This is a genomic window from Pantoea sp. MQR6 (genome assembly GCF_022761075.1).
In the GTDB taxonomy this organism is placed as follows: domain Bacteria; phylum Pseudomonadota; class Gammaproteobacteria; order Enterobacterales; family Enterobacteriaceae; genus Pantoea; species Pantoea phytostimulans.
In genome coordinates this window covers 1,162,484-1,189,481 of record NZ_JAKYXB010000001.1, presented here as the reverse complement: position 1 = coordinate 1,189,481, position 26,998 = coordinate 1,162,484, and the positions used below count along the sequence as shown (strand labels likewise).

Genomic DNA, 26,998 nt, shown 5'->3' with positions numbered 1-26,998 from the left:
GTGCTTAGGGTCAGAATGCATACCATAAGCACACTTTTCTTTTGGACCCGATCATGAAGATTTCGCAACAGCGCGCAAAATGGATTTTAGTGGTGGCTTGCCTGCTGCTGGCGCTTTGCGTGGTTGAAAGAACGGTGCAGCGCGTGGTGAATCCACCTGTACCTGCTCAGCCAACTCTCTCCGCTTCGCAAACGAATGAAAGCCTGGTGGGCGAAAGCCGTTGCGCGCTCAGTGCAAAATCTTTGCCTGGCCATACGCCGCTACTCGATCTCGCCTTGCCTGTTTTACTGATGCTGTGGGTAATGTCCCACGCTATTACGCTGCCGATTTTGCGCAGTGCACTTACACTTTCTTCTCCGCTAGCGCCTCGACGGCGACATCTGACTTTCTGCGTTTTCCGACTGTGATACGCGCGCTTATCCCGCGTTAATTCACTTTTTTCGGAGAACATCATGACTATTTTTATCAGAAGCTTGCTACTGCTGCTGGCGGTGAGTTTGCCCGCGGTGCATGCGGCAGACAGCGGCTGGCTGCGTGATGCGCAGAACTCGCATGCAGAAGTACGGCTGCGCAGCGCGCCACACGACAATACGCAACAGGTACTACTGGATATTCGGCTGCAACCGGGCTGGAAAACTTACTGGCGTACGCCAGGCGAAGGCGGTGTTGCGCCAACCATTCGCTGGCAGCAATCCACCCTTCAAAGCCGCTGGTATTGGCCAACACCCGCCCGCTTTGATGTCTCAGGACTGACCACCCAGGGTTATCACGGCGATGTCAGTTTGCCGCTAGCCATCAGTAATCTGCAAGGCGACCGCCTGGCGGGGACGCTCACGTTATCTACCTGTTCCAACGTCTGTATCCTCACTGACTACGCTTTTTCGCTGGATCTCACGCAGCCCGCTCAGAGAGAGTTTGCCACTGACTATGCCCGCGCGATGGGCCAGGTTCCCGTGTCATCGGGGTTAACCGACAAGCTGCAAGCCCATTACGTCGCGAATGAAGTGCAAATTCGTGCCGAGCGCCAGGCAGGATGGCAACAGCCTGAACTGTTTTTTGATAATCCTGCCGGCGCAATGATGGGTAAACCGATCATCAATGTTGATGGCACGGTGTTGGAGGCACGAGTACCGGTCAGCGATGAGTGGGGCGATAACGCGCCGGAGTTGGTCGGTGAAACCGTGTCACTGGTGATTGCCGACGGCGGGATTGCTCAGCAGAGCGAAACGATACTGGGCCAACACGCGCTGTTGTCGTCAGACAGCACCCACTTTTTAGTGATCGCCTTGATGGCGCTGTTGGGTGGATTGATCCTCAATCTCATGCCCTGTGTGTTGCCGGTGTTAGCGATCAAGCTCAGCGGGCTGGTGCAGCAGCAGTCGCTGAGCCGCGCTCAGACGCGGAAGCAATTTCTGGCTTCCAGCGCCGGTATTATCGCCTCGTTTTTACTGCTGGCGCTGCTAATGAGCGGGCTGCGATTAAGTGGTCAGGCGCTGGGTTGGGGCATTCAATTCCAAAGCCCTGGCTTCTTGATTTTCATGGTGTTGGTCACTTTTTTATTCAGCGCAAGCCTGTTTGATCTGCTGCATTTACGGCTGCCATCCTCGCTGAATACCCGTCTGGCGACGCACGGTAACAACGGCTTGCTGGGGCATTTTACCCAAGGCGCGTTTGCCACTTTGCTGGCAACGCCGTGCAGCGCACCTTTTCTGGGCACCGCGCTGGCCTACGCCTTGACCGCGCCGCTGCCACAGCTCTGGCTGCTGTTTTTCTTTCTCGGCGTTGGCATGAGTTTGCCTTGGCTGGCGGTGGCGGCGTTGCCCGGCGTGGCGCGATGTTTGCCGCGTCCGGGACGTTGGATGGTGCATCTGCGCAGTGTACTGGCATTGATGATGTTGATGGCTTGCTTCTGGCTGCTCAGCTTGTTGATGGGCCACTGGGGACGCAACGCGGTAATGCTAACAGCCGCTGGGTTGATGCTACTGCTGGTCGGCTGGCTCATTAAGTGTGGGGCGCTGCACAAGGCGATTGCGCTGTTTTTCACTGTGACGCTGGCGGCGGCCTGGCTGTTAATCACCCGCGTTCCGTCTGAACGCGATGCACTCAACTGGCAACCATTAAGTGAAGAGGCGATTGCCGCTGCGCAGGCCAATCACCAGCGGGTATTTATCGACGTTACGGCCGACTGGTGCATTACCTGCAAAGTGAACAAATCGCGCGTGCTGTCAGATGCCGAGGTGCGCGACGCGTTGAGTGCCGAAGATATCGTGCTGCTGCGCGGCGACTGGACGCATGCCGATCCACTGATCGGGCAATTCCTGCAACGTCGCGGCAGTGTCGCAGTGCCGTTTAATCAAATTTATGGCCCGGCATTACCGCAAGGCCACATTTTATCGCCGTTGCTGTCGCGGGATGCGGTGATCTCTACGTTAAAAAATGCCAAGGAAGAATAATGAAAAAGTTTCTGTTACTGACGTTGATGTTGAGCACGGCCTCAGCTTTTGCCGCTGCGCCCTTTACCCCGGAACAAGAAGCCCGCATCAAAGAACTGATCCGTGAAACACTGGTGCAGAATCCAGCGATTCTGGCTGAAGCTGCCGATGCTTTTGATAAGCAGGCCGCGCATGCTCAACAGGATAGTGTGAAGCAGATGATCGTGAAAAATCATGACCTGATTTATAACGACGCCGGTTCGCCGCGTGTGGGGCCTGAGAAAGCCGCGTTGACGCTGGTTTATTTCACCGATTACAACTGCGTTTTTTGTAAAAAATTTGAAGCAGATATTGAGCGCGTCATGAAAAAATATCCGCAAGTGGCGGTGATCTTCAAACCGCTGCCGTATCGCTCCGAAACCTCACTCAGTTCAGCACGACTGGCGCTGACAGTATGGGAGCAGCAGCCGAAAAACTTCCTGACGCTGCATGAGCGATTAATGGCGAAAAAAGGCAATCACGATGAAGCCAGCATTAAAGCCGCACTGAAAAAAACGGGCATTACCTTGCAGGAGCCGAGCAAAACGAGTCTTGATACCATCAACACGAATCTGACCTTAGCGCAGCAGTTGGGTTTACAAGGCACACCCGCCACGCTGGTAGGCGATCACATGATCAGTGGGGCGGTACCCTACGAGCAGCTAGAAACGGCGGTGAAGGCGGCACTTAAGGCGGCTAAATGATGCGATTCAAGCGTTGGCTGCGAGAAGGCGTCTGGTTATTGTTGATTGCTGCCGTTGCTCTGTGGGGCGTTGATCGCTTGCGCGCACCGGCTTTACCGGATGATTTTGCCACGTTGGTGGTGAAAGATATGCAGGAGAATCCGCTTTCTTTGGCGGAACTCAGCGAATCGCAGCCACTGCTGATTTACGTCTGGGCCAGTTGGTGCGGTATTTGCAAACTGACCACACCCAGCGTTGCAAAGATGATTGCCAACGGTGAGACGGTGTTAAATGTGGCGCTGCGTTCAGGTGACAACGCACGCGTGCAGCAGTGGATGAGTAAGAAGGGGCTTAACGGGCCGGGCATTAATGATGAAAAAGGGGAGCTGACGCAACATTGGGATATTGCGGCAACGCCGACTTTTATCGTGCTGCATAAAGGGAAAGTGACCAGCAGCACCAGCGGCTGGACCAGTCGCTGGGGGCTTGAATTCCGATTGTGGTTAGCTCATTTTTAAATCAATACGTTATTTGTATGCGTTAACGGCCTGTTTTTAGTCGAATAGTCCAAAAATAGTGCCAGCCCCTTAAACGTTCATCGTGTATATATGACAAAAAGTGGCTGGCGCAGGACGCATGTTCTCGTCGTTGAATAACAGCAACATAGCGCGTTTAAAGAATTAAATTTTTGATGCTGAACATATAAACATGTCTTTAAAAACAGTGTTGACACTGTTAAAAAAAGCGGTAAATTAGAACTCAACGGAGAGAGAAAATATATTTCCGTTACATCAAGTCCAGAAAGTTTGATGTAGGCTATACTGTAAGAGTACGTTGAGAAGTTCCTGAAGTTGTAGTAAATCGCGATGATGTAAGGCCATGTTTTTTAAGTTATTTACGTTACGGCAGGGTGGGTTTGTTGATTCATAAAGCCGTAATGAAAGTAAGGCAACGCATCAAAAAGTATATATCGCGATGGGGTGTGCAAGTTTAGCCGGGCCTGACATGACTTTGCCTCTAAAAAAGCCTATCAGGTGGTTTAAAACCGTTAATAATAATGACGTTTGATTCTGAGGAGCCATTATTATCTGTGAAAACTTGTTCATAAAGCAGTATTGAAAGTAGTAAGTCTCTATTAAGTTAATTAATGTTAAATGTTGAAAAAGTAGTACCCTAAAAGCCCTGGCTATCACAGTCAGGGCTTTTATCATTTCTACGGTCTATACTGCTTTTTTCTCTTAACAACCCCTTGAAAACATTTCCAAAGCCAGGGTCATTCCACGATACGCCAGACATAGCGCCTTTCTGTTCAGTAATGAATCGTAAACAATGCCGCGCTAATTTCATAATGCTATAGCCTTAATCAGCCTGCAGGAGTGTAGGTATCGTTTCCGCCTGATAAAAAGGAAGAGGCCCACTGAATGTTTTCCCGCTTTTTTATTTATCGCCCGGTGTTTGCCTGGGTGATAGCTATCTTGATTATGCTGCTCGGCGCGCTTTCCATTACCCTGTTGCCCGTAGAACAATACCCTGACGTCGCACCGCCTGCGGTCAACATCAGCGCAACCTATACCGGTGCATCGGCCGAGACGCTAGAAAACAGCGTTACCCAAGTCATTGAGCAGCAGCTGACCGGGCTGGATAATTTGCTTTACTTCACTTCCAGCAGCAGTTCACAGGGCAACGTTTCGGTGACTGTCACGTTCAGCCAAGGAACCGATCCAGACACTGCGCAGGTTCAGGTGCAAAATAAGGTGCAGCAGGCACTGACTCGATTACCCAGCGAAGTCCAGCAACTGGGCGTGACCGTAACGAAATCGCAGTCAAACTTTTTGCTGGTGATGGGGCTGTATGACACCACCGGGAAAAGCAACAGCACCGACATTGGGGATTGGCTGGTCAGCAACATGCAGGAGCCGTTGGCAAGGACAGAAGGCGTGGGGGATATTCAGGTGTTTGGCGGGCAATATGCCATGCGAATCTGGCTTGATCCTTTCAAACTCAATGCCTATTCACTGCAACCCTCGGATGTTTCCACGGCCATTCGCGCGCAGAATATTCAGGTCTCTGCCGGGAAAATCGGTGGGCTTCCCTCTCCAGATAATCAACAACTTACAGCAACCGTCAGGGCGCAGTCGCGTCTTCAAACGCCTGAACAGTTTCGACATATCATCGTAAAAAGTGACAGAAATGGTGCGATTGTTCGTGTCGGCGATGTGGCTCGCGTCGAGTTAGGCGGTGAAACTTACGATATGACCACGCGTCTCAACGGACATCCGGCTGCGGGTATCGGTGTGATGCTGGCACCGGGCGCGAATGCACTCGATACCGCCACGCTGGTTAAGCAGAAAGTCGAAGAGTATCGACATTCCATGCCTGCCGGGTATGAAGTGGCATACGCGCTGGACAGTACCGACTTCATTAAAATTTCCGTAGAGGATGTGGTGATTACGCTGATTGAAGCTATCGTGCTGGTCGTCGTCGTAATGTACCTGTTTTTGCAAAATATTCGCGCAACCATTATTCCTGCGTTGGCGGTGCCCGTGGTGTTATTGGGGACGTTCGGCGTGTTGGCGCTGTGCGGTTATACCATCAACACGTTGACGCTGTTTGCCATGGTACTGGCCATCGGCTTGCTGGTAGATGATGCCATTGTGGTGGTCGAAAACGTCGAACGCATCATGCATGACGAAGGTTTGCCAGCCAGAGAAGCAACAGAAAAATCGATGAAAGAGATCTCCGGCGCATTGATTGCTATCGCGCTGGTGCTATCGGCGGTGTTTCTGCCCATGGCTTTTTTCGCCGGTTCAACAGGCGTAATTTATCGCCAATTTTCTGTCACCATTATCGCCGCAATGACTTTTTCCGTGCTGGTGGCATTGACGTTAACACCAGCGTTGTGCGGCATGTTGCTTAAACTTGGCAAACCGCATCAAAAAGGATTTTTTGGTGGTTTTAACCGCTTTTATGCGGCAACCGAGCGTAAATATCGCCATAAAGTCGTGAGCACGCTGCGTCGGCCGCTGATCATGATCTCGCTGTACAGCGCGATGGGGTTGGTGTTGTTTTTTATGTTTACCCGCCTTCCGGGCAGTTTTCTGCCGACAGAAGATCAGGGCAGCATCATGCTACAGGCAACGCTGCCAGCCGGGGCAACAGCCAGCCGAACGGAAGCGGTTAATAAGCAGATTGTTGACTGGTTTCTCACCCAAGAAAAAGAGAATATCGATGTGGTATTCACTATCAACGGCTTTAACTTCAGCGGCGCGGCGCAAAACGCCGGTATGGCATTTATCAAGCTTAAAAACTGGGATCAGCGTGAGGGAAGTGAAAACTCAGCGGAGGCGATAGCCGGGCGCGCTACCTATGCGCTTTCCTCAATCCGTGACGCGCAAATCTTCGCGCTGACGCCACCGTCCGTGCCAGGTTTGGGACAGAACAACGGCTTTACCTATGAACTGCTCGCCAGCGGCGGTACCACGCGCAGCGAACTGGAAAACCTGCGCGATCAGTTGTTGCAGCAGGCCACGCAAAGCCCGGCACTCTCTGCGGTGCGGGCAAATATTCTGCCGCAAATGCCACAGCTACAAATCGATATTGATACCAACAAAGCGGTGGCGCTGGGTCTGCAGCTGGATGACATCACCGATACGTTAACCAGCGCGTGGGGCGGCGCATATATCAATGATTTTATCGATCGTGGTCGCGTCAAACGCGTTTACATTCAAGGTGATGGACAGTATCGATCGGCGCCTAACGATCTGGACAAATGGTTTATCCGCAACAGCGAAGGCGGCATGACGCCTTTCTCTGCTTTTGCGTCAACGCGCTGGACTATGGGACCGGAAAGCCTGAACCGCTATAACGGTTCTGCCGCGTTTGAAATTCAGGGCCAAAATGCTGAGGGATACAGCTCGGGAGATGCGATGGCGACCATGGAGCGACTGGCTAACGCGCTGCCTGCGGGAACAACCGGGGCATGGAGTGGACTCTCATTGCAGGAAAAGCAGGCGGGGGGGCAATCGACCGCGCTGTATGCCATCTCCATTTTGGTGGTGTTTCTCTGCTTAGCGGCGCTGTATGAGAGCTGGTCTGTGCCGTTTTCTGTGTTACTTGCCGTGCCGCTGGGTGTGCTTGGCACGGTGATCGCCGTGGCGCTACGCGGATTAAGCAACGACATCTACTTCCAGGTCGCTTTGTTAACCACGGTTGGGCTGACCTCGAAGAACGCGATATTGATTATTGAGTTCGCAGAAGATGCTGTACGGCAAGGACGCTCGCTGAGTTCAGCCGCGCTACAGGCTGCCCGAACGCGTCTGCGCCCGATCATGATGACCTCGCTGGCCTTTATTGCCGGTGTGGTGCCGCTTGCGATTGCGACAGGTGCGGGCGCAAACAGCCGCATTGCGATAGGCACCGGGATTATCGGCGGGACGTTAGCCGGTACAGTACTGGCGCTGTTCTTCGTCCCGCTGTTTTTTGTCTTGGTTAAACGCTATCTCACCCGGCATGGATCCGCTAAATAAATCGCTGAAACCTCAAGCCTGTACGAGCATGTGCAGGCTTAAGGTGCGGCAAACAGTCAGATGATTAAACAGCAAAAGCGCGATTTACTGCGTATTGGCGGTCAAAAAATCTTCGCGCTGCGGCGTGAAGGTGTCCAGCAGCGTTCCCGCTTCCAGACAGACACAGCCGTGCACCACGTTGGGTGCTTTATACAAAGTATCGCCCGCAGCGACTTCCTGCGTGACACCCCCAATCGTAAAGGCGAAACGTCCGCTTAACACATACGTTAACTGCTCATGTGGATGATGGTGTAAAGGACCAACCGCATCCTTTTCAAAGATTACTTCAACAGCCATCATGCCGCCGCCGTGAGCCAAAAGGCGACGCATAACGCCATTGCCTAAATCTTCAAGCGGGCGGTCTTGTTTATAGATAAACATGTGAACTCCTGATGTTGGTCGGGCATGCGGTGGTCGTTTTGTGACAGCACTCACAGCGATGGGGTGATTTAACCCATGCACTTTAGCGTTTTTTTATTAAAATGAAACGGTGTTTCAATTAAATGCTAAGGGTAGATCATGAAAATTGCGTTAATGATGGAAAATAGCCAGGCGGCTAAAAACGCCACCGTATTGAAAGAACTGGAAGGCGTTGCTCAGCCATTGGGCCATCAGGTTTTTAACGTCGGGATGAGCGACGAGCAAGATCACCATCTGACCTACATTCACCTCGGCATTCAAGCCAGCGTGCTGCTTAACAGCCAGGCGGTGGATTTTGTGGTAGCGGGTTGCGGCACCGGACAAGGCGCACTGATGTCGCTGAATATTCATCCGGGTGTGGTCTGTGGCTACTGTATCGATCCTGCGGACGCCTATCTTTTTGCGCAAATTAACAACGGTAATGCGCTGTCGCTGCCGTTTGCCAAAGGCTTTGGCTGGGGTGCGGAACTTAACCTGCGCTTTATCTTTGAGAAAGCCTTTACCGGCGAAAAAGGGCTGGGCTATCCACCTGAGCGTAAAGAGCCACAGGTGCGTAACGCTGGCTTGCTGAATCAGGTTAAAGCGGCAGTGATTAAAGAGAACTATCTGGATACGCTGCGCGCTATCGATCCTGAACTGGTGCGCACCGCAGTGAGCGGCCCACGTTTCCAACATTGCCTGTTCGAGCACGGACAAAATCAGGAAATCATCAGCTTCGTACGCCAGCTGACGCAGTAAATTAGCGACGAAGTGAAAGGGCGGCTCAGGCCGCCCGTTTTTTTTATTCCTGTTCCGCCAGCGCCGGATTGTAATGACGACTCGCGTCCACCAGCATCCGCGTGTAGGGCATGGTCGCCCGATCGGCAACCAGCGTGTCAACATCCAGCGTTTCCAGCACCTTGCCATGCTGCATCACCGCCACGCGATGGCAGATATGCGCCACCACGCCTAAATCATGCGTCACCATTAAATAGGTCAGATTACCTTGCTGTTGCAGGTCGCTGAGCAGGTTGAGGATTTCTGCCTGCACCGAGACATCCAGCGCGGAGGTTGGCTCATCCAGCAGCAGCACGCGCGGCTCAAGAATCAGAGCGCGGGCAATGGCCACGCGCTGACGCTGACCGCCAGAAAGCTGGTGCGGATAACGCGTCTGAAAAGCGCGGTTCAATCCCACTTTCTCCAACATGCTGATCACCCGCTGTTGCCGCTGCCCGATGCCGTGAATCTGCAAGGGCTCTTCCAAAATATCGCCAATAGTATGACGCGGATGCAGCGAGCCGTAAGGATCCTGAAACACCATCTGCACCAGGCGGCAGCGTGTGTGATCGATACGATGATCAAGAGGCTTTGCGTTAATCGCCAGTTCGCCTTGCCAGTGATTAAACAGGCCCGCCAGACATTTCAGTACCGTGGTTTTCCCAGAACCCGATTCACCCACCAGACCAAAAATCTCACCCTCTTTCACACTGAGATTAACGTCGTACAGCACCTGATTACGCGCGCCATCGTCGCCAAAGCTCAGGTTGAGATTGTTAACAGTAATCATCTTGACTCCTTACCCGTTCATCCAGCTAACGTGACGTTGTAACACCGGCAGGCGCGCACGGCGATGATCGATATCTGGCAAAGCAGCGAGTAAACCTTGGGTGTAAGGATGTTGCGCTTGATCCAGTTCGCTGGCGGCCAGCGATTCCACCACCCGTCCGGCGTACATCACCAGAACGCGATCGCAGAAGCTGCGCACCAGATTGATATCGTGACTGATAAAAATCAGTCCTAAACCGCGTGCTTTTACCAAGTCGTCAAGCAGCGCCAACACCTGCAATCGCACCGATACGTCCAGCGCTGAAGTCGGTTCATCGGCAATCACCAGTTCAGGCTCGGTAATCAGCATCATGGCAATCATCACGCGCTGGCCTTGCCCGCCAGAGATTTCGTGCGGATAGAGTTGGTAAACACGCTCAGGATCGCGGATGCGCACCACCTCCAACATCTCCAGTGCCCGCTGACGGGCGGCGGCATGTTGTCCGCGATGATGGCTGCGCCAGGCTTCAGCGATCTGATCGCCGACGCGGATCACCGGATTAAGCGAATATTTTGGGTCCTGCATGATCATCGAGATGCGTTTACCACGTACGGCACGCATTTGTGCCGGGCTGGCGCGCAGCAGGTCGATATCGCCGAATTGCATGCGGCTGGCTTCAATGCGGGCTTTCGCGGGGTGCAGTTGCAGTAGCGCACGGCCCACAGTGGATTTGCCGGAACCCGATTCACCCACAATCGCCAGCTTTTCCTGTCCAAGTTGAAAGGAGACGCCCCGCACTGCGGCGGTGGTCTGGCGTCCGTTGACAAAGTTAACGTGCAAATCACGCACGTCGAGCAACGGCGAAGCGTTACTCACTGCGGGGATCGAGCAGGTCACGTAGGCCATCTCCTAAAAAGTTAAACGCCAGGCTGTTAATCAGAATCGCTAAACCCGGAACGGTCACTACCCACCAACATTCCAACATGTAGGTGCGGCCGCTGGCGATCATCGCGCCCCATTCAGGATCGGGTGGCTGTGCGCCAAGGCCGAGGAAACCCAGCCCAGCAGCAGTCAGAATGATACCCGCCATGTTCATGGTGATGCGGATAATCACCGAGGGCAGACACAGCGGCACGATGTGTTTCCACAGCACGCGCAGCGGAGAAGCACCTTGTAGCCGCACCGCAGAGATAAAGTCAGCCTGACGCAGCGACAGCGTTTCAGCGCGTGCCAGACGTGCAATGGGTGGCCAGGCTGTCAGCGTAATCGCAATGACCACATGTTCCAGGCCGGGACCTAGCGCCGCCACGAACGCCAGCGCCAATACCAGACTGGGAAAAGAGATAAAAATGTCGGTCACGCGCATCAGTACGCTGTCGACCTTGCCGCCAAAGTAGCCAGCCGTCACGCCCAGCAGCAGCCCGAGCGGGCCAACAGTAATCGACACCAGCAACACGATGTAGAGCGTGATGCGTGCCCCCCAAACTAACCGGCTAAAGATGTCGCGACCAAATTCGTCGGTGCCGAACCAATGCTCGGCGCTGGGCGGCGTTAACGCATTATTTAAATCCTGAATCAGCGGGTGATAAGGCGCAATCCAGGGTGCGAACAGCGCCACAATGCACAGCACCAGAACAATGCCGCCGCCAATCGCCGTCAGCGGATTGCAGGCCATGCGCCAGAGAAAATGAGCGGTACGCGCAGCAAAGCGTTGGCAGCGCGCCAGCTTTTCCCGCGTCGCGCTGACATGAGGCGTGTCGTAGGAGATCGTCATACTTTGGTCCTCGGATCAAATACCTGATAAAGCAGGTCAGAGAGCAGGTTAAGCATCACAAAAATCAGGCCGACCACCAGCACGCAGCCCATCACCGCATTCATGTCGCCTAGCATTAAACTGCCGGTCAGGTAAGAACCAAAACCGGGCCATGAAAACACCGTTTCAATTAATACCGCACCTTCCAGCAGGGAACCGTAGGCGAGGGCGACCACCGTGAGCAGCTGAACCAGAATGTTGCGGAAGGCGTGCTGCCAGATCACCTGCCATTCCGTTAATCCTTTGACGCGGGCAGTAAGAATGAACTCTTGCGACAGTTGCGCGAGCATAAAGCTGCGCGTCATGCGGCTGATGTAGGCCAGCGAATGAAAACCCAGCAGCGAAGCGGGTAACACCAAATGATTGAGCGCATTCCAAAACACCTGGCTGTTGCCCGCTATAAGCGCATCTATCAGCATGAAACCGGTACGGCGCGGCACAATGCCGTCAAGACTGAAATCAACCCGGCCCGCGCCGCCCACCCAACCCAGATGCGCATAGAACAGCAGCAAACCAATCATTCCCACCCAGAAAATCGGCGTGGAATAACCCGCCAGGCTGATCACACGTACGACGTAATCGATCACGCTGTTGCGTCGAGCCGCTGCCAGCACGCCCAACGGCACACCTAACCCGGCACCAATAACAATCGCCAACGTGGCCAGTTCAACGGTGGCGGGAAACACCCGCAGGATATCGTTGACCACCGGTTGGCCGGTAAGCAGCGCATGACCTAAATCGCCATGCAACAGCGCGTTAAGGTAGATACCGAACTGCACCCACAAAGGTTTGTCGAAGCCGAGTTGCTGATAAACCTGCTGATAAGTGGCGTTGTCAGCGTCGGGTCCAACAATCGCTAATACGGGATCCAGCGGCATCACGCGGCCAATGAAAAAAGTCAGCAGCAGCAGGCCAAACAGCGTAATAAGCACCTGTACGCCACGTTTGCTGATGCGGCGAACCTGGTTTTGAGTCAGCGTCATGGGCGACCTCCCGCTAAGGTATCCGGCGTTTTCCATACGTCGCGCAGGAAAGTGGTGGCCGATGGATGCGGCTGATAATCCTGCACACGGTTATTAACCACCACCGAATCCACCATTTGTGATATCGGCATCAAGGCCGGCACCAGTTGGTCATATCGGCGTTGAATCGCGAAATATTCTTGCTGCTGTTTGGTGCTGTCGCGCTCGACCAGCGCCTGATCAATCATGCTATTGAGCTGGGCATCGTAGAAACCGGTGCGCCAGCCCTGAAAATTGGTCAGGCGTGCGCTGTCGGCATTGTTTGGGTTATAGACCAGCGAACGCAGGCTGGAGTGAGGATGAGGTTCAACGCCGCTGCCGCCACGGCCCACCAGCAAGTTAAACTGGCGATCGCGCATTGCGCCGTAGATCTGATTACCGGTGCCAGTGACAATTTTGGCGCGGATGCCGCCTTGCAGCAGCGTGGACTGTATCGCGATAGCGATGTTCAGAAAGGGTTGGTCAGCTAATACGCGCAGCGTAGTGTCAAATCCATTGGGATAACCCGCTTCAGCCAGCAACGCTTTGGCGCGTGCAACATCCAGTTTGTAGCCAGGATCGGGCAGGGTGGCAGGCATATTTGCCTGAATCGGGCGCTGATGCAGCACGCCATATCCGGTCATCAAGCTTTTATTAATTCCCTGATAATCTACCAGATACCGTACCGCTTCACGCACTTTGACATCCGCGAAGTGGTCATCCTTCATGCTCATCGCCAGATAGTAAATAGTGCCTTTCTGTACCGCGTCGATAGCCAGGTCGGGATCGTTACGCAGGGCGCGTACGTCGGGAATCGCCATGTTGCTGGCAATATCCAGATCGCCTTTTTGCATCATCAAACGCAGGGTTTGTGACTCTTGTAAATGGCGAAATACCACGCGTGACATTTTTGCCTCGCCGCGCCAGTAATGATCTGCTCGGCTCATGCGCAGCACATCTTTGGCCTGCCAGACATCAAGGCGGAAGGGACCTGAACCCGCTTCGTTGGTGGTTAACCAGCGGTTGCCCCAATCGCCTTTCACTTCATGTGATTTCACCGTTTTGCTGTCCAGCACCACCATGCTGCCCAACGCCGCCAGCGAATAGATCACCAGCTTGGGATCATTGGGTTTCGGCAGGGTCATCACCACGGTGCGTGCATCGGGTGCGGTGATCATCTGATCCACATTTTCTTTCGTGAAACCATACGATTTCCACACCGATGCTTGCGCCAGATTCAGGTGCAGCACACGACGCATTGACCAAATCACATCGTCACTGCTCAACGCATTGCCGGAATGAAAGGTGACACCGTCACGAAGGTGGAAGGTGAGCTGCTTGTTATCTGGGCTGATCTCCCAACGTTCCGCCAGTGCAGGGCGCACGTTGGTCAGTTGTTTAGGATCGAGTTCAACCATGCCGTCATACAGATTCACCACAATACCCACCACTTCATTACCGGTCATGGCGGCGGGATCCAGCGTGAGCAAGTTATTCATGTTCATGCCAACGATCAGCTGATCGTCAGGCGTTTTCGCCTGTAACGACGCGCTGCCCGCCAGCAGCAGCAGCGTGACAAGCCACGCGCCGCAGCGGTTGTAGAGTTTCATAATGTCAGTCCAGCAGGTCAGAGGTTATTATTGTTTGCCGTACTTGGTTATGGCGATTTACCAGCGTTCGAGCGTATGGGTTTCTATCCAGCTAAAGTTAATGTCTTCTCCTAATCCAGCGCGGGTTGGCAAATGCACAAAACCCTGGTCATCCATCGGATCGACCAGGCTGTTGAGATAGGCAGGAGGCTGTTCGTAATCAAGGAAAGGGTGTAACAGGCCGCGTTCATACCAGCGACAATTGCGGATCGCGCCGACCACCGCAATGCTGGCTGCGCCATTGCCATGGACTTCGCAATCCATACCAAAGGCTTCTGCGAGGCTGGCAACTTTCATGGTCGCTGAGATTCCCCCTACGCCATTGGCACCCGCACGCAAAATGTCGCAGGCGCCTGCTCGCACCCAATCAGCACGGCTGTGATGTTTACCGCCGAGGCTTTCCGGTCCCAGCACATCAATCGACAGGTTTTCAGCCAGCCAGGCGTAAGAGGCCATGCTCTCTTCTTCCATCGGCTCTTCAAACCAGCTGAAATTTAATTTTTCTAAGGCTCTGCCGATGGTCAGCGCTTCGCTGCGGCTGTACCAGTGATAACCGTCCAGCATCAGCGCAATATCGGGTCCTACCGCTTCGCGTACCGCCGCACAGGCTTTAATATCCATGGCTGTGCTGGGCGCAAACGAAACGGGCGGCATCCAGGTGTGGAGCTTGATCGCTTTGTAGCCGCGCTGTACCAGCTTTTCAGCAAAGCGTGCATATTCATCAGGAGTTGATAATCCCCCCTCCAGTTCATCACCACACATGGTGCTGCCGTAGGCGGGAATCTTCTCGCGATAGCCGCCCAGCAATTTGTGCACCGGCTGCTGCAGTTTGCGACCAATTAAATCCCACATCGCTTGTTCAACGGCAGAAAGCGCGCGTTCGGTGAGCTGATGTGCACTTCCACGTTGCCAGTGCACCAGATCTTGCCACAAACGTTCGCGGTCAAAGGCGTTTTGCCCAATCAGCACTTTGCGAAAAAAGGCATTCACCACATGTGAACGCACCACTTCGGCAGGTGCAAAGGCATAGCCGCAATCCCCTTCATCACTGGTGATCGTTAATAACGCCATTTGCGCATCTGTTTCGGGGCCGGGATGAGAGTGGCCGGCGCTGTCTGAGCGGCGCTGAGTAGGATAAGTAAAAAGGGTGACATCGATTGCGCTGATCTTCACGGTTAAGCTCCTGTAGCTGATCGTTTGGCGTAATAAATAAAACGCCGTTTCATTTTTATAATCTAGCCTTCACATTTTATTAACGCATTAGCCAAAACAAGAACATTGCTGACTAATATGTGTGCAGTTGCCTAAGGCGTTGTGAACACATTCACGAAAGCGCGGCGTTTTGTGAGCCAGGGCACGCAGAGATAGGGTTTAAGCAGATTGGGCAGTGATACTTTTCAGCGTATTTTCCCCAGTTAATTCAAAAATTAACGCCTGTTAGCGAAGCGTTAATAATCTCTGTTTTTCCTTTCATTATTTAAAGTGCTATTTAAGAAGCTGATAACTTTTACCGCTACGTATTTATGGGCGGAAATTTTAATAGGATTAAATAAATAATAAATTTTAATAAAATATATTATTAATATAAAAATCAATAATTTATTTTCGTAAAATATAAACATTCCACGCCTCGCTTTCTAAAGTTGGCTTGCGGGTTATCTGTTTCTCTTCAATAAATTAATAGTCACATAATTAGCGGGTTTATCTTGAGGTGCAATGAAAAGCGCCTTAAGTGCAGATAAGCCCTTTAGCGAGATTGATTGACTTTATCTGGAGAGCGCAATGTTTCGTCATGTTAAACAAATGCAATATACCGTTCGCGTTGCTGGTCCAAATCCGGGGCTGGCTAACTTACTGTTAGAACAATTTGGTGGGCCTCAAGGGGAACTGGCGGCAGCATGCCGTTATTTTACCCAAGGGCTGGGCGATGAAGATCCGGGTCGTAAAGATATGCTGCTGGATATCGCTACTGAAGAGTTAAGCCATCTGGAAATTATCGGTAGTCTGGTTGGCATGCTCAACAAAGGTGCTAAAGGCGATCTGGCTGAAGGTGTGGAAGAGGAAGCCGAACTTTATCGTTCACTCACTAACGGCGGCAACGGCAGCCACACCACCGCGTTACTTTACGGTGGCGGCCCGGCGTTAACCAACTCCGCCGGTGTGCCCTGGACAGCAGCCTATATCGATACCATTGGCGAAGTTACCGCCGATCTACGATCCAATATCGCCGCTGAAGCGCGCGCTAAAATCATTTACGAACGTCTGATCAACGTAACCGATGATCCCGGCGTAAAAGATGCGTTGGGCTTTTTGATGACGCGAGAAGTGGCGCACCAGATCTCGTTTGAAAAAGCGCTCTATGCAATCCGTGATAATTTCCCGCCAGGAAAATTACCACCAATCGAGCAGTACGCGCACACGTATTACAACATGTCTGAAGGGGGCGATATTCGCGGTAGCTGGAATTCAGATGAGAATTTCGATTATGTAGCCGATCCGCAACCTGCAGTAGACGGTGGTGATGGTTTATCCAAAGTGACCTTGTCTGATAAACAAAATACACATGTTGAAAATATGGCCATCCGCACCCAATCCGATCCCACCATCAATCCTTTAACCGGAACCGATCTGGGCAAAGGCATACCAAAAGAGCAGCAGTGATCGGGAGACGTGCCTGTTGACGCAGGCACGCTGAATAAAAGGAGAAGTCATGCGCATTCATCATCTGAACTGTGGATGTATGTGTCCAGTCGGTGGCGCGTTGTACGATGGTTTCAGTGCATCACCTTTCGCCCATTTAGTGTGTCATTGCCTGTTGCTGGAGACCGATGCACACGGCTTGGTTTTAGTGGATACCGGCATGGGATTACAGGATATCCAACGTCCCGCCGATCGCCTTTCGGGCTTTTTCCGCGCCATGAACAACATCCGTTACGATAAGCAACTCAGCGCCTGGCAGCAGGTGGTGAATTTAGGGTTCAAGCCCGACGATGTTCGCCACATCATTCTGACGCATCTGGATTTTGATCATGCTGGCGGCATCACCGATTTTCCACAAGCGCGTGTGCATCTGTTACAGCGAGAACTGCAAACGGCAACCGGGCAACAAAGCTGGTTACGACGTCAGCGCTATCGGCCTCAGCAGTGGGGCAGCCACGATGGCTGGCGTGGTTATCCTGATGGGGGCGAGCGCTGGTTCGGTTTTGACGCCGTCAGGGCCATTGATGAGTTAAGCGATGACATTCTGCTGGTGCCGCTGCCGGGACACACATTAGGGCACGCTGGCGTCGCGATCCGTCATGGAAAAGGCTGGATGTTGCATGGTGGCGACGCCTGGTTTTATCGCGGCGAAATGCACCAGGAAACGCGCCATTGCACGCCCGGTTTGCGCTTCTATCAGTGGATGATGCGCAGCGATACACAAGCATGGCGTACTAACCAACAACGATTACGTGAACTGTCGTTGCAGCACAATGATGAGGTCACGATGTTTTGCAGCCACGATGCACGCGAGCTTCAGGCCTTCACTTCACGGCGCTAATAGTATTCCTAAAATCATTTTCATCGATCGCTTCCCCTTATCTGATTTATGAGTGATAGTAACGGCGATTTACAATAATAATTCTCATTATCATTTATATGGGTTATTTCGATGAAAAAATGGATGTTAGCGCTGGGGTTAATCACGCTGGTAGGATCGGCATCGGCTAAAACAATTACTGATGTCGCCGGGCGTCAGGTCGATGTCGCCAATGAATCAAAACGTATTATTTTAGGTGAAGGACGACAGATCTATTTGTTGGCTGCCTTTGATACCGAGGCGCCGTTTCAACGGGTAGTTGGCTGGCGCGATGACTTTCACAAAGCGGATTGGGATGGTTATCAGGCGTATGAACAGCGCTATCCGCAAATTAAAAAACTGCCGACCTTTGGCGGGGCAAAGGATGGCACGTTTAACGTAGAGCAGGCGCTGACGTTAAAACCGGATTTAGTACTGATGAACCTTGAGTCCAAAGCGGCAACGGATGAGGGCAAACTGATTGAAAAATTGCAGGCTGTTGGTATCCCGGTGGTGTTTATCGATTTCCGTGAAGCGCCGTTTGTGAATGCTGAGAAAAGTATTCGTATTATGGGTGAGTTGGTGAACAAACCAGCCCGTGCGCAGGCGATTATCGACTTCCGCCACCAGCAAATTCAGCGTGTCACTTCACGTTTGCACAGTTTCAACGGCTATCGCCCGAAAGTCATGATCGATCGTGCAGGCGGTTACAGCGACGAATGTTGTATGTCATTCGGCAATGAGAATTTTGGGCAAATGGTGGAAATGGCCGGCGGCGATAACATTGCCAAAAATCTCATTCCTGGCACCTTTGGTACTCTCAATCAAGAGCAAATCATTGCCAGCCGCCCAGATGTGGTGGTGGTCACGGGTGCAAACTGGAAAAATTACAATACGGTAGGGAAGTGGATTGGCGTTGGGCCGGGGGCTGACGTCACGGAGGCAACGGCGCGCTTAAAAACGCTGATGATGCGTGATGCTTTCAAAACCCTACCGGTTGCACATAACGGCAATGCACACGCCATCTGGCATCAGTTCTATGACAGCCCTTACCAGTTTGTTGCTATTCAGGCATTGGCAAAATGGCTGCATCCCGATCTGTTTGCCGATCTTGATCCAGATAAGACCTTCCGTGAGTTCCATCAGAAATTTTTACCGCTACCTTACCAGCCTGGTTATTGGGTAACGTTACCCGCAGATAAACGTTAATGTTCCCCTCGGCGGCAGAGATGCCGCTGTTTAATTTCTTTTTCTTGCTGAATTAACCTGCCACTTTTCTTCATGTTTACTAATATTTTACAGGCGCGAAGTCGGTTGCTTGAGGAAGCGAAGTGCCGTCTTCACCCCGTTTATTAACAGAATATGGAGAGGAAAATGCGCACTACCTCGGGAAGGTCGGCTTTCGCCGTTACGCTTTACGCTCTGCTTGAGCCGCTGCCGTTGGGCTTTTTTAGCGCCGCCTGGCTATTCGATATTATCTACATGCGAGGCTTTGAAATCATGTGGACCGATGCCGCCAGCTGGCTCATTGTTTTTGGTTTGGTCATAGCGGTTCTGCCACGTTTAATCAGCCTTATTTATCTATTTCGTGGCAGTGCAGCACCCGAAAAAACCCATTTTTGGCTCTCGTTGCTGGCCATTATCCTTGCTGTGCTAAACGCCTTCATTCATAGCCGTGATGCTTATGCGGTGGTGCCATTAGGCGTCATACTTTCTACGCTGGTGGTGGCACTATTGCTGCTGGCAAATGTTCAACTCGCGTTACGTCAACGCACCGCTTAAGGAGAAGCCGAGATGAAAATGCAGCATAAAACGTTACTCGCCGTGACCTTAATTGCCTTGCTGGCGGGCTGTGACGATGGCGCGCTGATTGATCCGCAAAAGCAAACCGGCCCCAATCCTGAACTGCCACAGGCGCAAAATTTTGTTATGCCGCCAATGCAGGTGCCAGAGGGCGTACCGTGGAAAGCGGGTGAAATGCCGAAAGTGGCAAAAGGGCTAAAAATCGAGAAGATCGCCGAGAACTTGCAACATCCACGTCAAGTCTACGTACTGCCGAATGGCGATGTGCTGGTGGCGGAGTCTAACGGGCCACCAAACGCGACAGCCAGGCCGAAAGAGCTGATAACAGGCTTGATTCAAAAATCTTCGGGCAAAGGCGGCGCAGGCGGCAACAGCATTACGCTGCTGCGTAACGTAAACGGTAAGTGGGAAAAACATCGCTTTATCGAAAATCTGTTTTCACCGTTTGGTATCCAGCTGGTGGGTAATACGCTGTATGTCGCGAATGCCGACAGCTTGGTGAAATTTCCTTATACCGAAGGCGAAACGGAGATTCGTACCGCGCCTGAAGAGGTGACTGACCTGCCGGGCGGACCGATCAATCATCACTGGACGAAATCGCTGCTGGCAAGTCCCGATGGCAGCAAGTTGTATGTGGGAATAGGATCCAATAGCAACATCACTGAAAACGGCATTGGCGCTGAATATCGCCGCGCGGCGATCCTTGAAGTCGATGCTGCCAGCGGGGCAAGTCGCATTTACGCCAGCGGATTACGTAATCCTACCGGTATGCAGTGGGAACCGCAGAGCGGTAAGTTGTGGGCCATTGTGAACGAACGCGATGAAATTGGTTCGGATCTGGTGCCGGATTACCTGACGTCGGTGCAGGAGAAAGGCTTCTACGGTTGGCCTTACAGCTATTTTGGTCAGCACATTGACCCCCGTGCCGAACCGCAGCGTCCCGATCTGGTTGAGAAGGCCATCAAGCCCGATTACGCGCTGAGCTCGCACGTCGCACCGCTGGGCCTCCTGTTCTACCAAGGTGACAACATGGCGCAATATCGCGGTGGCGCGTTTGTAAGTGAACACGGGAGCTGGAACCGCAAGCCGTTAAATGGTTATCAGGTGGTGTGGGTGAAATTTGAGCAGGGTCAGCCGGTGGGTCAGCCGCAGCCGATTGTTACCGGTTTTTTGACGGATGATCAAAAGCACGTTCGTGGATTGCCAGTAGGATTAGCTGAAGATAAGCAGGGTGGCGTTTTGATCGCCGATGATGCGGGTAACAGCATCTGGCGCATTAGCGCAGCAAACGAATAATCGGTTAAATGCTGGGCAATAAAAAAGGATTTGGCTTGAGGCCAAATCCTTTATTTTTTTGTTCGTTCCCCGGCTGGTAACCGGCTTCGAACGAGGTGCTCAGCACTCTCCACAAAAGTTATTCTAAATAGTGAGGCGAAGGTTTTCAAGTTTGGCTAAAATACTGTATGGTTATACAGGTGTTGAGGGATGAGTTCAGCCTCAAGATTGACTGGCCGCTCCCAGGGGCACGGTTTTTAAATCCCGGCAGGCATCAGGTGGTGCTGGCCTGTGGCTTTAACCTTGAGTGCCGCTCAGCTCTCTCCACAAGATGTGCTTAGGCACCCGGCGGGTAGAGTCAAAGCCTCGGTAGCCGAACAGCGCGCTCCTGTAAAAGGAGAAGGAAAGTGATGGAACTGACAAGGCTGATTCTGGATATCATCCGAATCATTTTGCAGATCATCGTTGCCCTTATGCAACTGACCGGTAAAGCATACTAACCGGAACTTGAGACAAGGCGGAGCTAACCACTCCGCCTTTTTTCACAGCCGTTAATCCGTTTTTTTCAGTGTCAGTCAGGCAATACCAGCACGCTGACTACGCCCGCTAATCGCCAGCCATATCAACTACAACGGCGCATTTATCATTTAAAAAATCAGCTGCACCTTGGCGGCGCGCTCTTTATCCGAAGCGAGCTCCAGAGCGGAAGCGGCTTCCTGCATAATCATTTCTGCTGACAGCAGTGGCAGAGGGTTAATTTTGCCGAGTTCAAGCCAGCGAACCGCAGTGGTAAACTCGGTGGTAAAACGGAATGAACCGCGCAACTGTACCTCTTTCACCAGCAACGGACCAACAGGATAGTTCACCTCTGCCGCGCCCATGCCAAGCTGAACAATAATGCCGCCAGGCCGTGTAAACGCCACCAGCGAACTCACCGCGGATGCCGCACCGGACGCCTCGAAGCAGACATCAAAATGGCCCCCTTTTTCTGCCCAGACCGCAGAGTGTTTTTCATCACGCGGGTCAACCGCTTGGCTGGCACCCATTTCTGTAGCCAGCTCGCGACAGCGCTCACTGATATCGGTTGCGACCACTTCTGTCGCGCCAGATGCCAGCGCTGCGGCAATCACCAGGCAACCAATCGGCCCTGCACCCGTCACCAATATGCGCTTCCCGGTCAAATCGCCTGCCTGGCGTACCGCATGAATGCAAACCGCGAGCGGTTCAGCAAAAGCGATGACTTTAGCCTCAGCCCCGTCGTTGTAGGGCACGCACTGCAACGGATTGACCACCACATACTGGGCAAAGCCGCCGTTAACATGCGGGAAAAACTGCGCGCTACCCATAAAACGCATTGAGCGACAGAGATTCTGTTTCCCCTCCTGACACAGCATACACTGCTGGCACGGTTGAGAAGGGTTGATTGCCACACGCTGGCCGGGCTTTAGTTCGCTGTCTTGCGGTGCCTGCTCGATAATGCCGACAAACTCATGGCCCAGCACCATTGGCGCTTTAAGCACTGACATACCGGCGCGGCCATGCTGGAAATAGTGTATGTCAGAGCCGCAAATACCGCCGCGCTCCACCTTCACCAACACCTGTTCATCGTTCCATTGAATCTCGCGCGGTTCACAGCGCACATCATGCGCGGCATTGACGATCACGGCGTTCACTGTTTTCTGATGCATTATGCTTCTCTCTATGCGTTAGACGGGGTCTCAAATTTTTTCTTTTGATCGGCGTGTTCTTCTCCGGGCGGTGTCATGACTTCAATTTTTCCCACCAGCATCAGATAAGCCAAAAAACCCATCAGCGCGACGGCGGCGATATACCACATGGCGTACTGGAAATTGTGGGTTTTCTGCAGAATAACGCCAATGATGATTGGGCTAACAATGCCGGAGAGATTGCCGAAAATATTCAAAAATCCACCAATAGTACCGATCAGATGGCGAGGAATGACATCGCTGCACACGACCCATCCGAGATTGGAGAAGGCGTTAGCAAAAAACGCGATCGACAAGATAACGATGGCGATCACCGGGCTGTCTTGGAAGAAGTTCACTAATACAATTGAGCAGGTCAGCAACATGCCCGTCATTACCGGCAATTTACGCGCAAAAGTGCGACTGCGGCCGCGCTTCAGCAGGAAATCACTTAGGGTTCCGCCGCACAGCACACCGGCCATCGCCATCATGTACGGAAACATGGCACCGATGCCGGCCTTATCAATCGACAAATGCAGGCCTTTTTCCAGGTACACGATAAACCACGTCAGGAAAAAGTAGAGGGTGGACGAGGCTGCGAACTGGGCAATAAACAGGCCCCAGGTGGTGCGCTGACGAAGAATATATTTTACCGACGACCAATTGACCTTACTGCTACCACTTTGCTGGTTGGCTGAACCGTGACCGCCACCCTGGCGAATAAGCGTTAGTTCAGCGCTATTTACCTTGCTGCTGTGCTGTGGATCGCGATAGGCGATGAGCCAGTAAAGACCAAACACAATACCGACTAAGCCAGAGAGATAAAACGACATCTCCCAACCCCATTTGCTGACAATAAGCGACAGCAGCGGCGTCAGCAGCGCCAGACCAATATATTGCGCGCTGGAGTAGGTTGCGGTTGCTCTGGCGCGTTCATGATCGGGAAACCAAGTAGCAATGATCTTGGTATTGGAAGGGAAAGAGGGCGCTTCAGCCACGCCAATCAACCCACGACACACCAGCAACATCATAAATGAGGCGGTTGCCGTGGTGAAAAAATGGTGCGAGGCCAGTCCCATCAGTAGAGTAAAAAGACTCCAGAGTACAATCGCGCTGCCATACAGCCAGCGCGAACCAATGCGGTCGAGCAGATAGCCGACCGGAATTTGGCTCAGGGCATAAAACCAGGTAAACATCGAGAAGAGTAAACCCAGTTGTGTCGCTGAGAGATAAAACTCACCCTGAATATGAGAGCCTGCGACGGCCAGATTAGCCCTGTCCATGTAGTTAATGGCGGTGACAACAAACAGCATGAGCAGAATGTTTAAGCGCGTATGGGTAGGTTTAAGGGTCATCGATTATCCTCTCTCAGTAAACAGAGGGGTACGAGCAGCCGGTGTTGCCTGGCTACTAAAGGTGGTGAAGGCAGTAAGCAATACCGCGACAATCAACGATCCCCCCATGAAAACATAGGATGCGGCAGGGCCGCCGGTTAAACCGTTGAGATAGCCGACAATCCAGGCACCGACAAAAGAACCCAGCGCACCAAAACAGACCACAAATGACATCGCGCCAGCGACCACATTCCGAGGCAGCATTTCAGGGAGAGCGGCGAAGAAAGGTCCATAAGGTGTGTACATCGCGCCACCGGCGATCACTAACAATCCCCACGAGATCCAGAAGTGTGTTGCGCCAAGTGTAAATGAAGCGATAAAGCAGACTGCGCCTAATCCAAGGAACAGCAGCACAATAGCTTTACGTTGCTGAAATCGGTCAGAAAACCAGGAAGCACCCAGCATTAGCGGAACGGCAAGCAGATAGGGGGCGGCGGAAAGCCAGCCAGTTGCAACAATTCCCATTCCTGAAGCGCTTTTTAACATGGACGGCAGCCACATAATGAAACCGTACATGCCGATGTTCCAGAAGAAGTGAATAAAGGCCAGCGCCAGAACTTTGGGCGAACGAAAGGCTTCTCGATAATTCTTCACCGGTTTGATTGACTGTTGTTCAGCCGCAAGAGCGTTTTCAACGGCACGCTTCTCAGGTTCACTCAGCCATTTTGCATCGCGTGGGCGATCGGCATAGATCCGCCACCAGATGAAGGCCCATAAGATTGCCGGCACACCTTCAATAATAAACATGCCGCGCCAGCCAAACGAATTCACCAAATAACCTGAAAGAATCGACATCCACAATACGGTGATGGGATTGCCCAGGAATAAAAAGGTGTTCGCTTTTGAGCGTTCTTCTCGCGTAAACCAGTGGCTTAGAAAAATCAGCATGGCAGGCATCACTACACTTTCCGCAACCCCTAACAGGAAACGAATAGCTGCCAGTAATGCCACGCTGTGCACCATACCGGTGGCGGTGGCCAGTGCGCCCCACAGAATCAGACTCCAGAAAATCAGCCGCTTAGCCGAATGTTTTTCTGCGTAAATGCCACCAGGCACCTGAAAGCAAAAGTATCCAAGGAAAAAGAGTGCGCCAAGCAAGGAAGAGATCGCTGGCGTAATATGCAGATCTTCTGCCAGCCCGGCTGCAGCACCAAAGCCGTAGTTGGCACGATCAAGGTAGGCGAGACTATAGGTAATAAAGGCGATGGGAATGAGTTTTCGCCAACGACTGGCGGGTAAAATCCCTGCAATTTTCTGGTTCATAGTGTGACCTCGGGTCGCTCATTGAGTAGGGTACGGCCAAGTCTTCATGCTCAGCTCAGATCGTCCTGGGAAGTCAGTTACAGCGTTGCCAGCCAGCCGCCGTCGACGTAGATCATCTGGCCGTTAACGTAATCCGACGCCGAAGAGGCCAGATAAATTGCGGTGCCTACCAGCTCTTCGGGTTTTCCCCAGCGGCCAGAGGGATTACTGCTACAGACCCACTGATTGAAGGCTTCGTTAGCGACCAGCGCTTCGTTCATGTCAGTCAGGATGTAGCCAGGTCCAATGCCATTGGTCTGAATGTTGAAAGGCGCCCATTCCGCTGCCATCGACTTAGTCAGCAGCTTGATGCCGCCTTTGGCCGCCGTGTAAGGCGCAACGGTAGGACGAGCCGCTTCGCTGGTCAGCGATCCAATGTTGATGATTTTTCCGCCGCGCTGGCGTTCAATCATGCGTTTCGCTGCGGCGCGGGAAACCAAAAAGGCGCTGGTCAGATTCACATCCAGCACCCGTTGCCAGTCACTTAAAGCCAGCTCCAGCATCGGTTTTCGGAACTGAATGCCGGCATTATTGATGACAATATCGACCTGCACGCCTCTTTCATCGAGTTGACTGAAAACTGACTCAATGGCGGCTTCATCCGCCACGTTAAAAATAAAACCCTCTGCTTCAAGCCCCTGTGCCCGTAACTTCTCCAACGCCGTGGTCATGTGTTCTTGTTGCGTGCCATTCAGAATGACGGTTGCACCTGCTTGTGCGAGACCCTGCGCATAGGCGAATCCTAAGCCGCGCGTTGAGCCGGTAATTAGCGCGGTTTTTCCGCTCAGGTTAAAAAACGTCTGCATGATAATATCCGCCTCATGTAACATGACTAACAAGTTAAGTGGATTTGTTTTACGTCAAGCGTCTTAAAGCGGCAATTAGCACAGCGTAAATTTGTAAGATGCTTCACAAATTTTTAACTTAAGAACGATGCGATACGATGAAGGAAATTCAGATAACTTCATGATAAATAAGATGTGTTTGCTGGAAACGTAAAAAGACCCGACAAATTTTCTCTTGTCATGGCAGCGGCGACACGTTAAAAAAGCTCCAGACATGTAGGACAAGTGAGTAATGCTGTGGCGCTGGAAAGTATCCAAAAACATAATGTAGTCGATGTGATTTACGAGCAGATGAAGCAGAACATCCAGGATGGACTGTGGGAACCCGGCTGCAAACTGCCATCAGAAGCTGAACTGACGGCCACCTTTCAGGTCAGCCGTGTGAGTGTCAGAAGTGCAGTTCAGAAGCTGCGGGATCTTGGTGTGGTTGTGACGCATCAAGGTAAAGGCACGTATGTGACCCGCGAAGTGGCACGCTACGGGGCATTCAGTGATAACCAGCCGATTCTGCATTTATCACAGGAGGAATTCGATGATATGCGTGTTTTCCGTCAAACCGTGGAATTTAAGTGCATGGAGCTGGCGGTACAGAACGCCACTGACGAGGATGTGAAAGGGTTGGAAAATGCTTTAAATCGTATGCTGGTGAGTAAGGATGACTATAAAAAATATTCGCTGGCCGATTATGATTTTCATCTTGCCATCGTCAAAGCTTCACACAATAAAGTCTTCATTCACGTGATGGAGTCGCTGAAAGGGATATACGTACATTATCTCGAGGAGTTGAACCGGGTTTTGGGCATCACGCTGGAAAGCGTAGAGGCGCATATCAAGGTCTTTATGGCGTTGAAAAATCGCGACGCTTCGCTGGCGGCTGAGACGCTAAACAGTGCTATGACGCACAATGTTCATGCGATAGAAGACGTACGTCACAACTGATTCATCGAAAAGCCCTGAAGGGCTTTTTAAAGCGCCCAACATGTAGGA

General features: G+C 52.3%; 23 protein-coding genes. 12 read left to right on the top strand and 11 right to left on the bottom strand.

Annotated elements, in window-relative coordinates; genetic code table 11:
* Positions 1 to 53 precede the first annotated feature (53 nt).
* From MUG06_RS05485 to MUG06_RS05465, 5 genes are all read left to right on the top strand, one after another.
* On the top strand, positions 54 to 407 hold the full coding sequence (locus MUG06_RS05485; RefSeq protein WP_243077977.1) for a hypothetical protein: 354 nt from the start codon (positions 54 to 56) through the stop codon (positions 405 to 407).
* Between the two features lie 45 nt (positions 408 to 452).
* Entirely contained in the window at positions 453 to 2,453 is a 2,001-nt protein-coding gene (locus MUG06_RS05480; RefSeq protein WP_243077976.1) for a protein-disulfide reductase DsbD domain-containing protein, read from the top strand.
* On the top strand, positions 2,453 to 3,175 hold the full coding sequence (locus MUG06_RS05475; protein WP_243077975.1) for a DsbA family protein: 723 nt from the start codon (positions 2,453 to 2,455) through the stop codon (positions 3,173 to 3,175). Before MUG06_RS05480 ends, MUG06_RS05475 begins: the two co-directional genes overlap by 1 nt.
* Entirely contained in the window at positions 3,172 to 3,672 is a 501-nt protein-coding gene (locus tag MUG06_RS05470; RefSeq protein WP_243077974.1) for a protein disulfide oxidoreductase, read from the top strand. The genes MUG06_RS05475 and MUG06_RS05470 overlap by 4 nt, the downstream gene beginning before the upstream one ends.
* Before the next feature lie 903 nt (positions 3,673 to 4,575).
* A complete protein-coding gene (locus MUG06_RS05465) occupies positions 4,576 to 7,680 on the top strand; it encodes an efflux RND transporter permease subunit (protein ID WP_243077973.1) in 3,105 nt (1,034 codons plus the stop codon).
* An 84-nt stretch (positions 7,681 to 7,764) separates the two neighbouring features.
* Here the strand turns inward: MUG06_RS05465 and MUG06_RS05460 are convergent, their stop codons facing one another.
* The gene (locus MUG06_RS05460; RefSeq protein WP_215846848.1) at positions 7,765 to 8,100 is read right to left on the bottom strand and encodes a cupin domain-containing protein; all 336 of its coding nucleotides are present in this window, start codon (positions 8,098 to 8,100) and stop codon (positions 7,765 to 7,767) included.
* A gap of 138 nt (positions 8,101 to 8,238) precedes the next feature.
* On the opposite strand from MUG06_RS05460, the gene MUG06_RS05455 reads away from it, so the two are divergent.
* On the top strand, positions 8,239 to 8,877 hold the full coding sequence (locus tag MUG06_RS05455) for an RpiB/LacA/LacB family sugar-phosphate isomerase (protein WP_243077972.1): 639 nt from the start codon (positions 8,239 to 8,241) through the stop codon (positions 8,875 to 8,877).
* A 43-nt stretch (positions 8,878 to 8,920) separates the two neighbouring features.
* Here MUG06_RS05455 and MUG06_RS05450 read toward each other — a convergent pair whose 3' ends face one another.
* From MUG06_RS05450 to MUG06_RS05425, 6 genes are read right to left on the bottom strand one after another with little or no spacing between them, the layout of a single operon-like run.
* Entirely contained in the window at positions 8,921 to 9,685 is a 765-nt protein-coding gene (locus MUG06_RS05450) for an ABC transporter ATP-binding protein (RefSeq protein WP_243077971.1), read from the bottom strand.
* Positions 9,686 to 9,694: 9 nt separating this feature from the next.
* Entirely contained in the window at positions 9,695 to 10,561 is an 867-nt protein-coding gene (locus tag MUG06_RS05445) for an ABC transporter ATP-binding protein (protein WP_243077970.1), read from the bottom strand.
* Positions 10,533 to 11,438: an ABC transporter permease gene (locus tag MUG06_RS05440; RefSeq protein WP_243077969.1), complete on the bottom strand. Its 906-nt coding sequence runs from the start codon at positions 11,436 to 11,438 to the stop codon at positions 10,533 to 10,535. Before MUG06_RS05440 ends, MUG06_RS05445 begins: the two co-directional genes overlap by 29 nt.
* Positions 11,435 to 12,460: an ABC transporter permease gene (locus tag MUG06_RS05435; RefSeq protein WP_215846844.1), complete on the bottom strand. Its 1,026-nt coding sequence runs from the start codon at positions 12,458 to 12,460 to the stop codon at positions 11,435 to 11,437. Before MUG06_RS05435 ends, MUG06_RS05440 begins: the two co-directional genes overlap by 4 nt.
* Positions 12,457 to 14,088 carry an ABC transporter substrate-binding protein gene (locus tag MUG06_RS05430; protein WP_243077968.1) on the bottom strand — a complete coding sequence of 544 codons (1,632 nt, stop codon included), beginning with the start codon at positions 14,086 to 14,088 and terminating at the stop codon, positions 12,457 to 12,459. Before MUG06_RS05430 ends, MUG06_RS05435 begins: the two co-directional genes overlap by 4 nt.
* A 57-nt stretch (positions 14,089 to 14,145) precedes the next feature.
* On the bottom strand, positions 14,146 to 15,300 hold the full coding sequence (locus tag MUG06_RS05425; RefSeq protein ID WP_243077967.1) for a mandelate racemase family protein: 1,155 nt from the start codon (positions 15,298 to 15,300) through the stop codon (positions 14,146 to 14,148).
* 609 nt (positions 15,301 to 15,909) lie between these two features.
* Between MUG06_RS05425 and MUG06_RS05420 the strand changes: the two genes are divergently transcribed.
* The 5 genes from MUG06_RS05420 (at position 15,910) to MUG06_RS05400 (ending at position 20,785) form a co-directional block, all read left to right on the top strand.
* Positions 15,910 to 16,788, top strand: coding sequence for a manganese catalase family protein (locus MUG06_RS05420; protein ID WP_215846842.1), 879 nt, complete (start codon positions 15,910 to 15,912; stop codon positions 16,786 to 16,788).
* A gap of 49 nt (positions 16,789 to 16,837) precedes the next feature.
* Positions 16,838 to 17,668 (top strand): MBL fold metallo-hydrolase, encoded by an 831-nt coding sequence (locus tag MUG06_RS05415; RefSeq protein ID WP_243077966.1) that lies wholly within the window; start codon positions 16,838 to 16,840, stop codon positions 17,666 to 17,668.
* A 111-nt stretch (positions 17,669 to 17,779) separates the two neighbouring features.
* The gene (locus tag MUG06_RS05410; protein WP_243077965.1) at positions 17,780 to 18,895 is read left to right on the top strand and encodes an ABC transporter substrate-binding protein; all 1,116 of its coding nucleotides are present in this window, start codon (positions 17,780 to 17,782) and stop codon (positions 18,893 to 18,895) included.
* 165 nt (positions 18,896 to 19,060) lie between these two features.
* Positions 19,061 to 19,468, top strand: coding sequence for a DUF2231 domain-containing protein (locus MUG06_RS05405; protein WP_243077964.1), 408 nt, complete (start codon positions 19,061 to 19,063; stop codon positions 19,466 to 19,468).
* A gap of 12 nt (positions 19,469 to 19,480) precedes the next feature.
* Positions 19,481 to 20,785, top strand: coding sequence for a sorbosone dehydrogenase family protein (locus tag MUG06_RS05400; protein ID WP_243077963.1), 1,305 nt, complete (start codon positions 19,481 to 19,483; stop codon positions 20,783 to 20,785).
* 626 nt (positions 20,786 to 21,411) lie between these two features.
* Here the strand turns inward: MUG06_RS05400 and idnD are convergent.
* From idnD to MUG06_RS05380, 4 genes are all read right to left on the bottom strand, one after another.
* A complete protein-coding gene (gene idnD, locus MUG06_RS05395; RefSeq protein ID WP_243077962.1) occupies positions 21,412 to 22,452 on the bottom strand; it encodes an L-idonate 5-dehydrogenase in 1,041 nt (346 codons plus the stop codon).
* Positions 22,453 to 22,463: 11 nt separating this feature from the next.
* On the bottom strand, positions 22,464 to 23,825 hold the full coding sequence (locus tag MUG06_RS05390; protein WP_243077961.1) for an MFS transporter: 1,362 nt from the start codon (positions 23,823 to 23,825) through the stop codon (positions 22,464 to 22,466).
* Positions 23,826 to 23,828: 3 nt separating this feature from the next.
* Positions 23,829 to 25,127, bottom strand: coding sequence for an MFS transporter (locus MUG06_RS05385; protein ID WP_243077960.1), 1,299 nt, complete (start codon positions 25,125 to 25,127; stop codon positions 23,829 to 23,831).
* Positions 25,128 to 25,204: 77 nt separating this feature from the next.
* On the bottom strand, positions 25,205 to 25,972 hold the full coding sequence (locus MUG06_RS05380; RefSeq protein WP_243077959.1) for an SDR family oxidoreductase: 768 nt from the start codon (positions 25,970 to 25,972) through the stop codon (positions 25,205 to 25,207).
* Positions 25,973 to 26,248: 276 nt separating this feature from the next.
* Here MUG06_RS05380 and MUG06_RS05375 point away from each other — a divergent pair, with 276 nt between their 5' ends.
* Positions 26,249 to 26,950 carry a FadR/GntR family transcriptional regulator gene (locus tag MUG06_RS05375; protein ID WP_243078498.1) on the top strand — a complete coding sequence of 234 codons (702 nt, stop codon included), beginning with the start codon at positions 26,249 to 26,251 and terminating at the stop codon, positions 26,948 to 26,950.
* Positions 26,951 to 26,998: the final 48 nt, after the last annotated feature.

Coding starts and splice junctions, on each gene's coding strand:
- MUG06_RS05440 (WP_243077969.1), bottom strand. CDS start 11,438: ATGACGATCTCCTACGACACGCCTCATGTCAGCGCGACGCGGGAAAAG.
- MUG06_RS05430 (WP_243077968.1), bottom strand. CDS start 14,088: ATGAAACTCTACAACCGCTGCGGCGCGTGGCTTGTCACGCTGCTGCTG.
- MUG06_RS05400 (WP_243077963.1), top strand. CDS start 19,481: ATGAAAATGCAGCATAAAACGTTACTCGCCGTGACCTTAATTGCCTTG.
- MUG06_RS05410 (WP_243077965.1), top strand. CDS start 17,780: ATGAAAAAATGGATGTTAGCGCTGGGGTTAATCACGCTGGTAGGATCG.
- MUG06_RS05390 (WP_243077961.1), bottom strand. CDS start 23,825: ATGACCCTTAAACCTACCCATACGCGCTTAAACATTCTGCTCATGCTG.
- MUG06_RS05465 (WP_243077973.1), top strand. CDS start 4,576: ATGTTTTCCCGCTTTTTTATTTATCGCCCGGTGTTTGCCTGGGTGATA.
- idnD (WP_243077962.1), bottom strand. CDS start 22,452: ATGCATCAGAAAACAGTGAACGCCGTGATCGTCAATGCCGCGCATGAT.
- MUG06_RS05405 (WP_243077964.1), top strand. CDS start 19,061: ATGCGCACTACCTCGGGAAGGTCGGCTTTCGCCGTTACGCTTTACGCT.
- MUG06_RS05435 (WP_215846844.1), bottom strand. CDS start 12,460: ATGACGCTGACTCAAAACCAGGTTCGCCGCATCAGCAAACGTGGCGTA.
- MUG06_RS05480 (WP_243077976.1), top strand. CDS start 453: ATGACTATTTTTATCAGAAGCTTGCTACTGCTGCTGGCGGTGAGTTTG.
- MUG06_RS05450 (WP_243077971.1), bottom strand. CDS start 9,685: ATGATTACTGTTAACAATCTCAACCTGAGCTTTGGCGACGATGGCGCG.
- MUG06_RS05380 (WP_243077959.1), bottom strand. CDS start 25,972: ATGCAGACGTTTTTTAACCTGAGCGGAAAAACCGCGCTAATTACCGGC.
- MUG06_RS05460 (WP_215846848.1), bottom strand. CDS start 8,100: ATGTTTATCTATAAACAAGACCGCCCGCTTGAAGATTTAGGCAATGGC.
- MUG06_RS05455 (WP_243077972.1), top strand. CDS start 8,239: ATGAAAATTGCGTTAATGATGGAAAATAGCCAGGCGGCTAAAAACGCC.
- MUG06_RS05415 (WP_243077966.1), top strand. CDS start 16,838: ATGCGCATTCATCATCTGAACTGTGGATGTATGTGTCCAGTCGGTGGC.
- MUG06_RS05470 (WP_243077974.1), top strand. CDS start 3,172: ATGATGCGATTCAAGCGTTGGCTGCGAGAAGGCGTCTGGTTATTGTTG.
- MUG06_RS05485 (WP_243077977.1), top strand. CDS start 54: ATGAAGATTTCGCAACAGCGCGCAAAATGGATTTTAGTGGTGGCTTGC.
- MUG06_RS05385 (WP_243077960.1), bottom strand. CDS start 25,127: ATGAACCAGAAAATTGCAGGGATTTTACCCGCCAGTCGTTGGCGAAAA.
- MUG06_RS05420 (WP_215846842.1), top strand. CDS start 15,910: ATGTTTCGTCATGTTAAACAAATGCAATATACCGTTCGCGTTGCTGGT.
- MUG06_RS05475 (WP_243077975.1), top strand. CDS start 2,453: ATGAAAAAGTTTCTGTTACTGACGTTGATGTTGAGCACGGCCTCAGCT.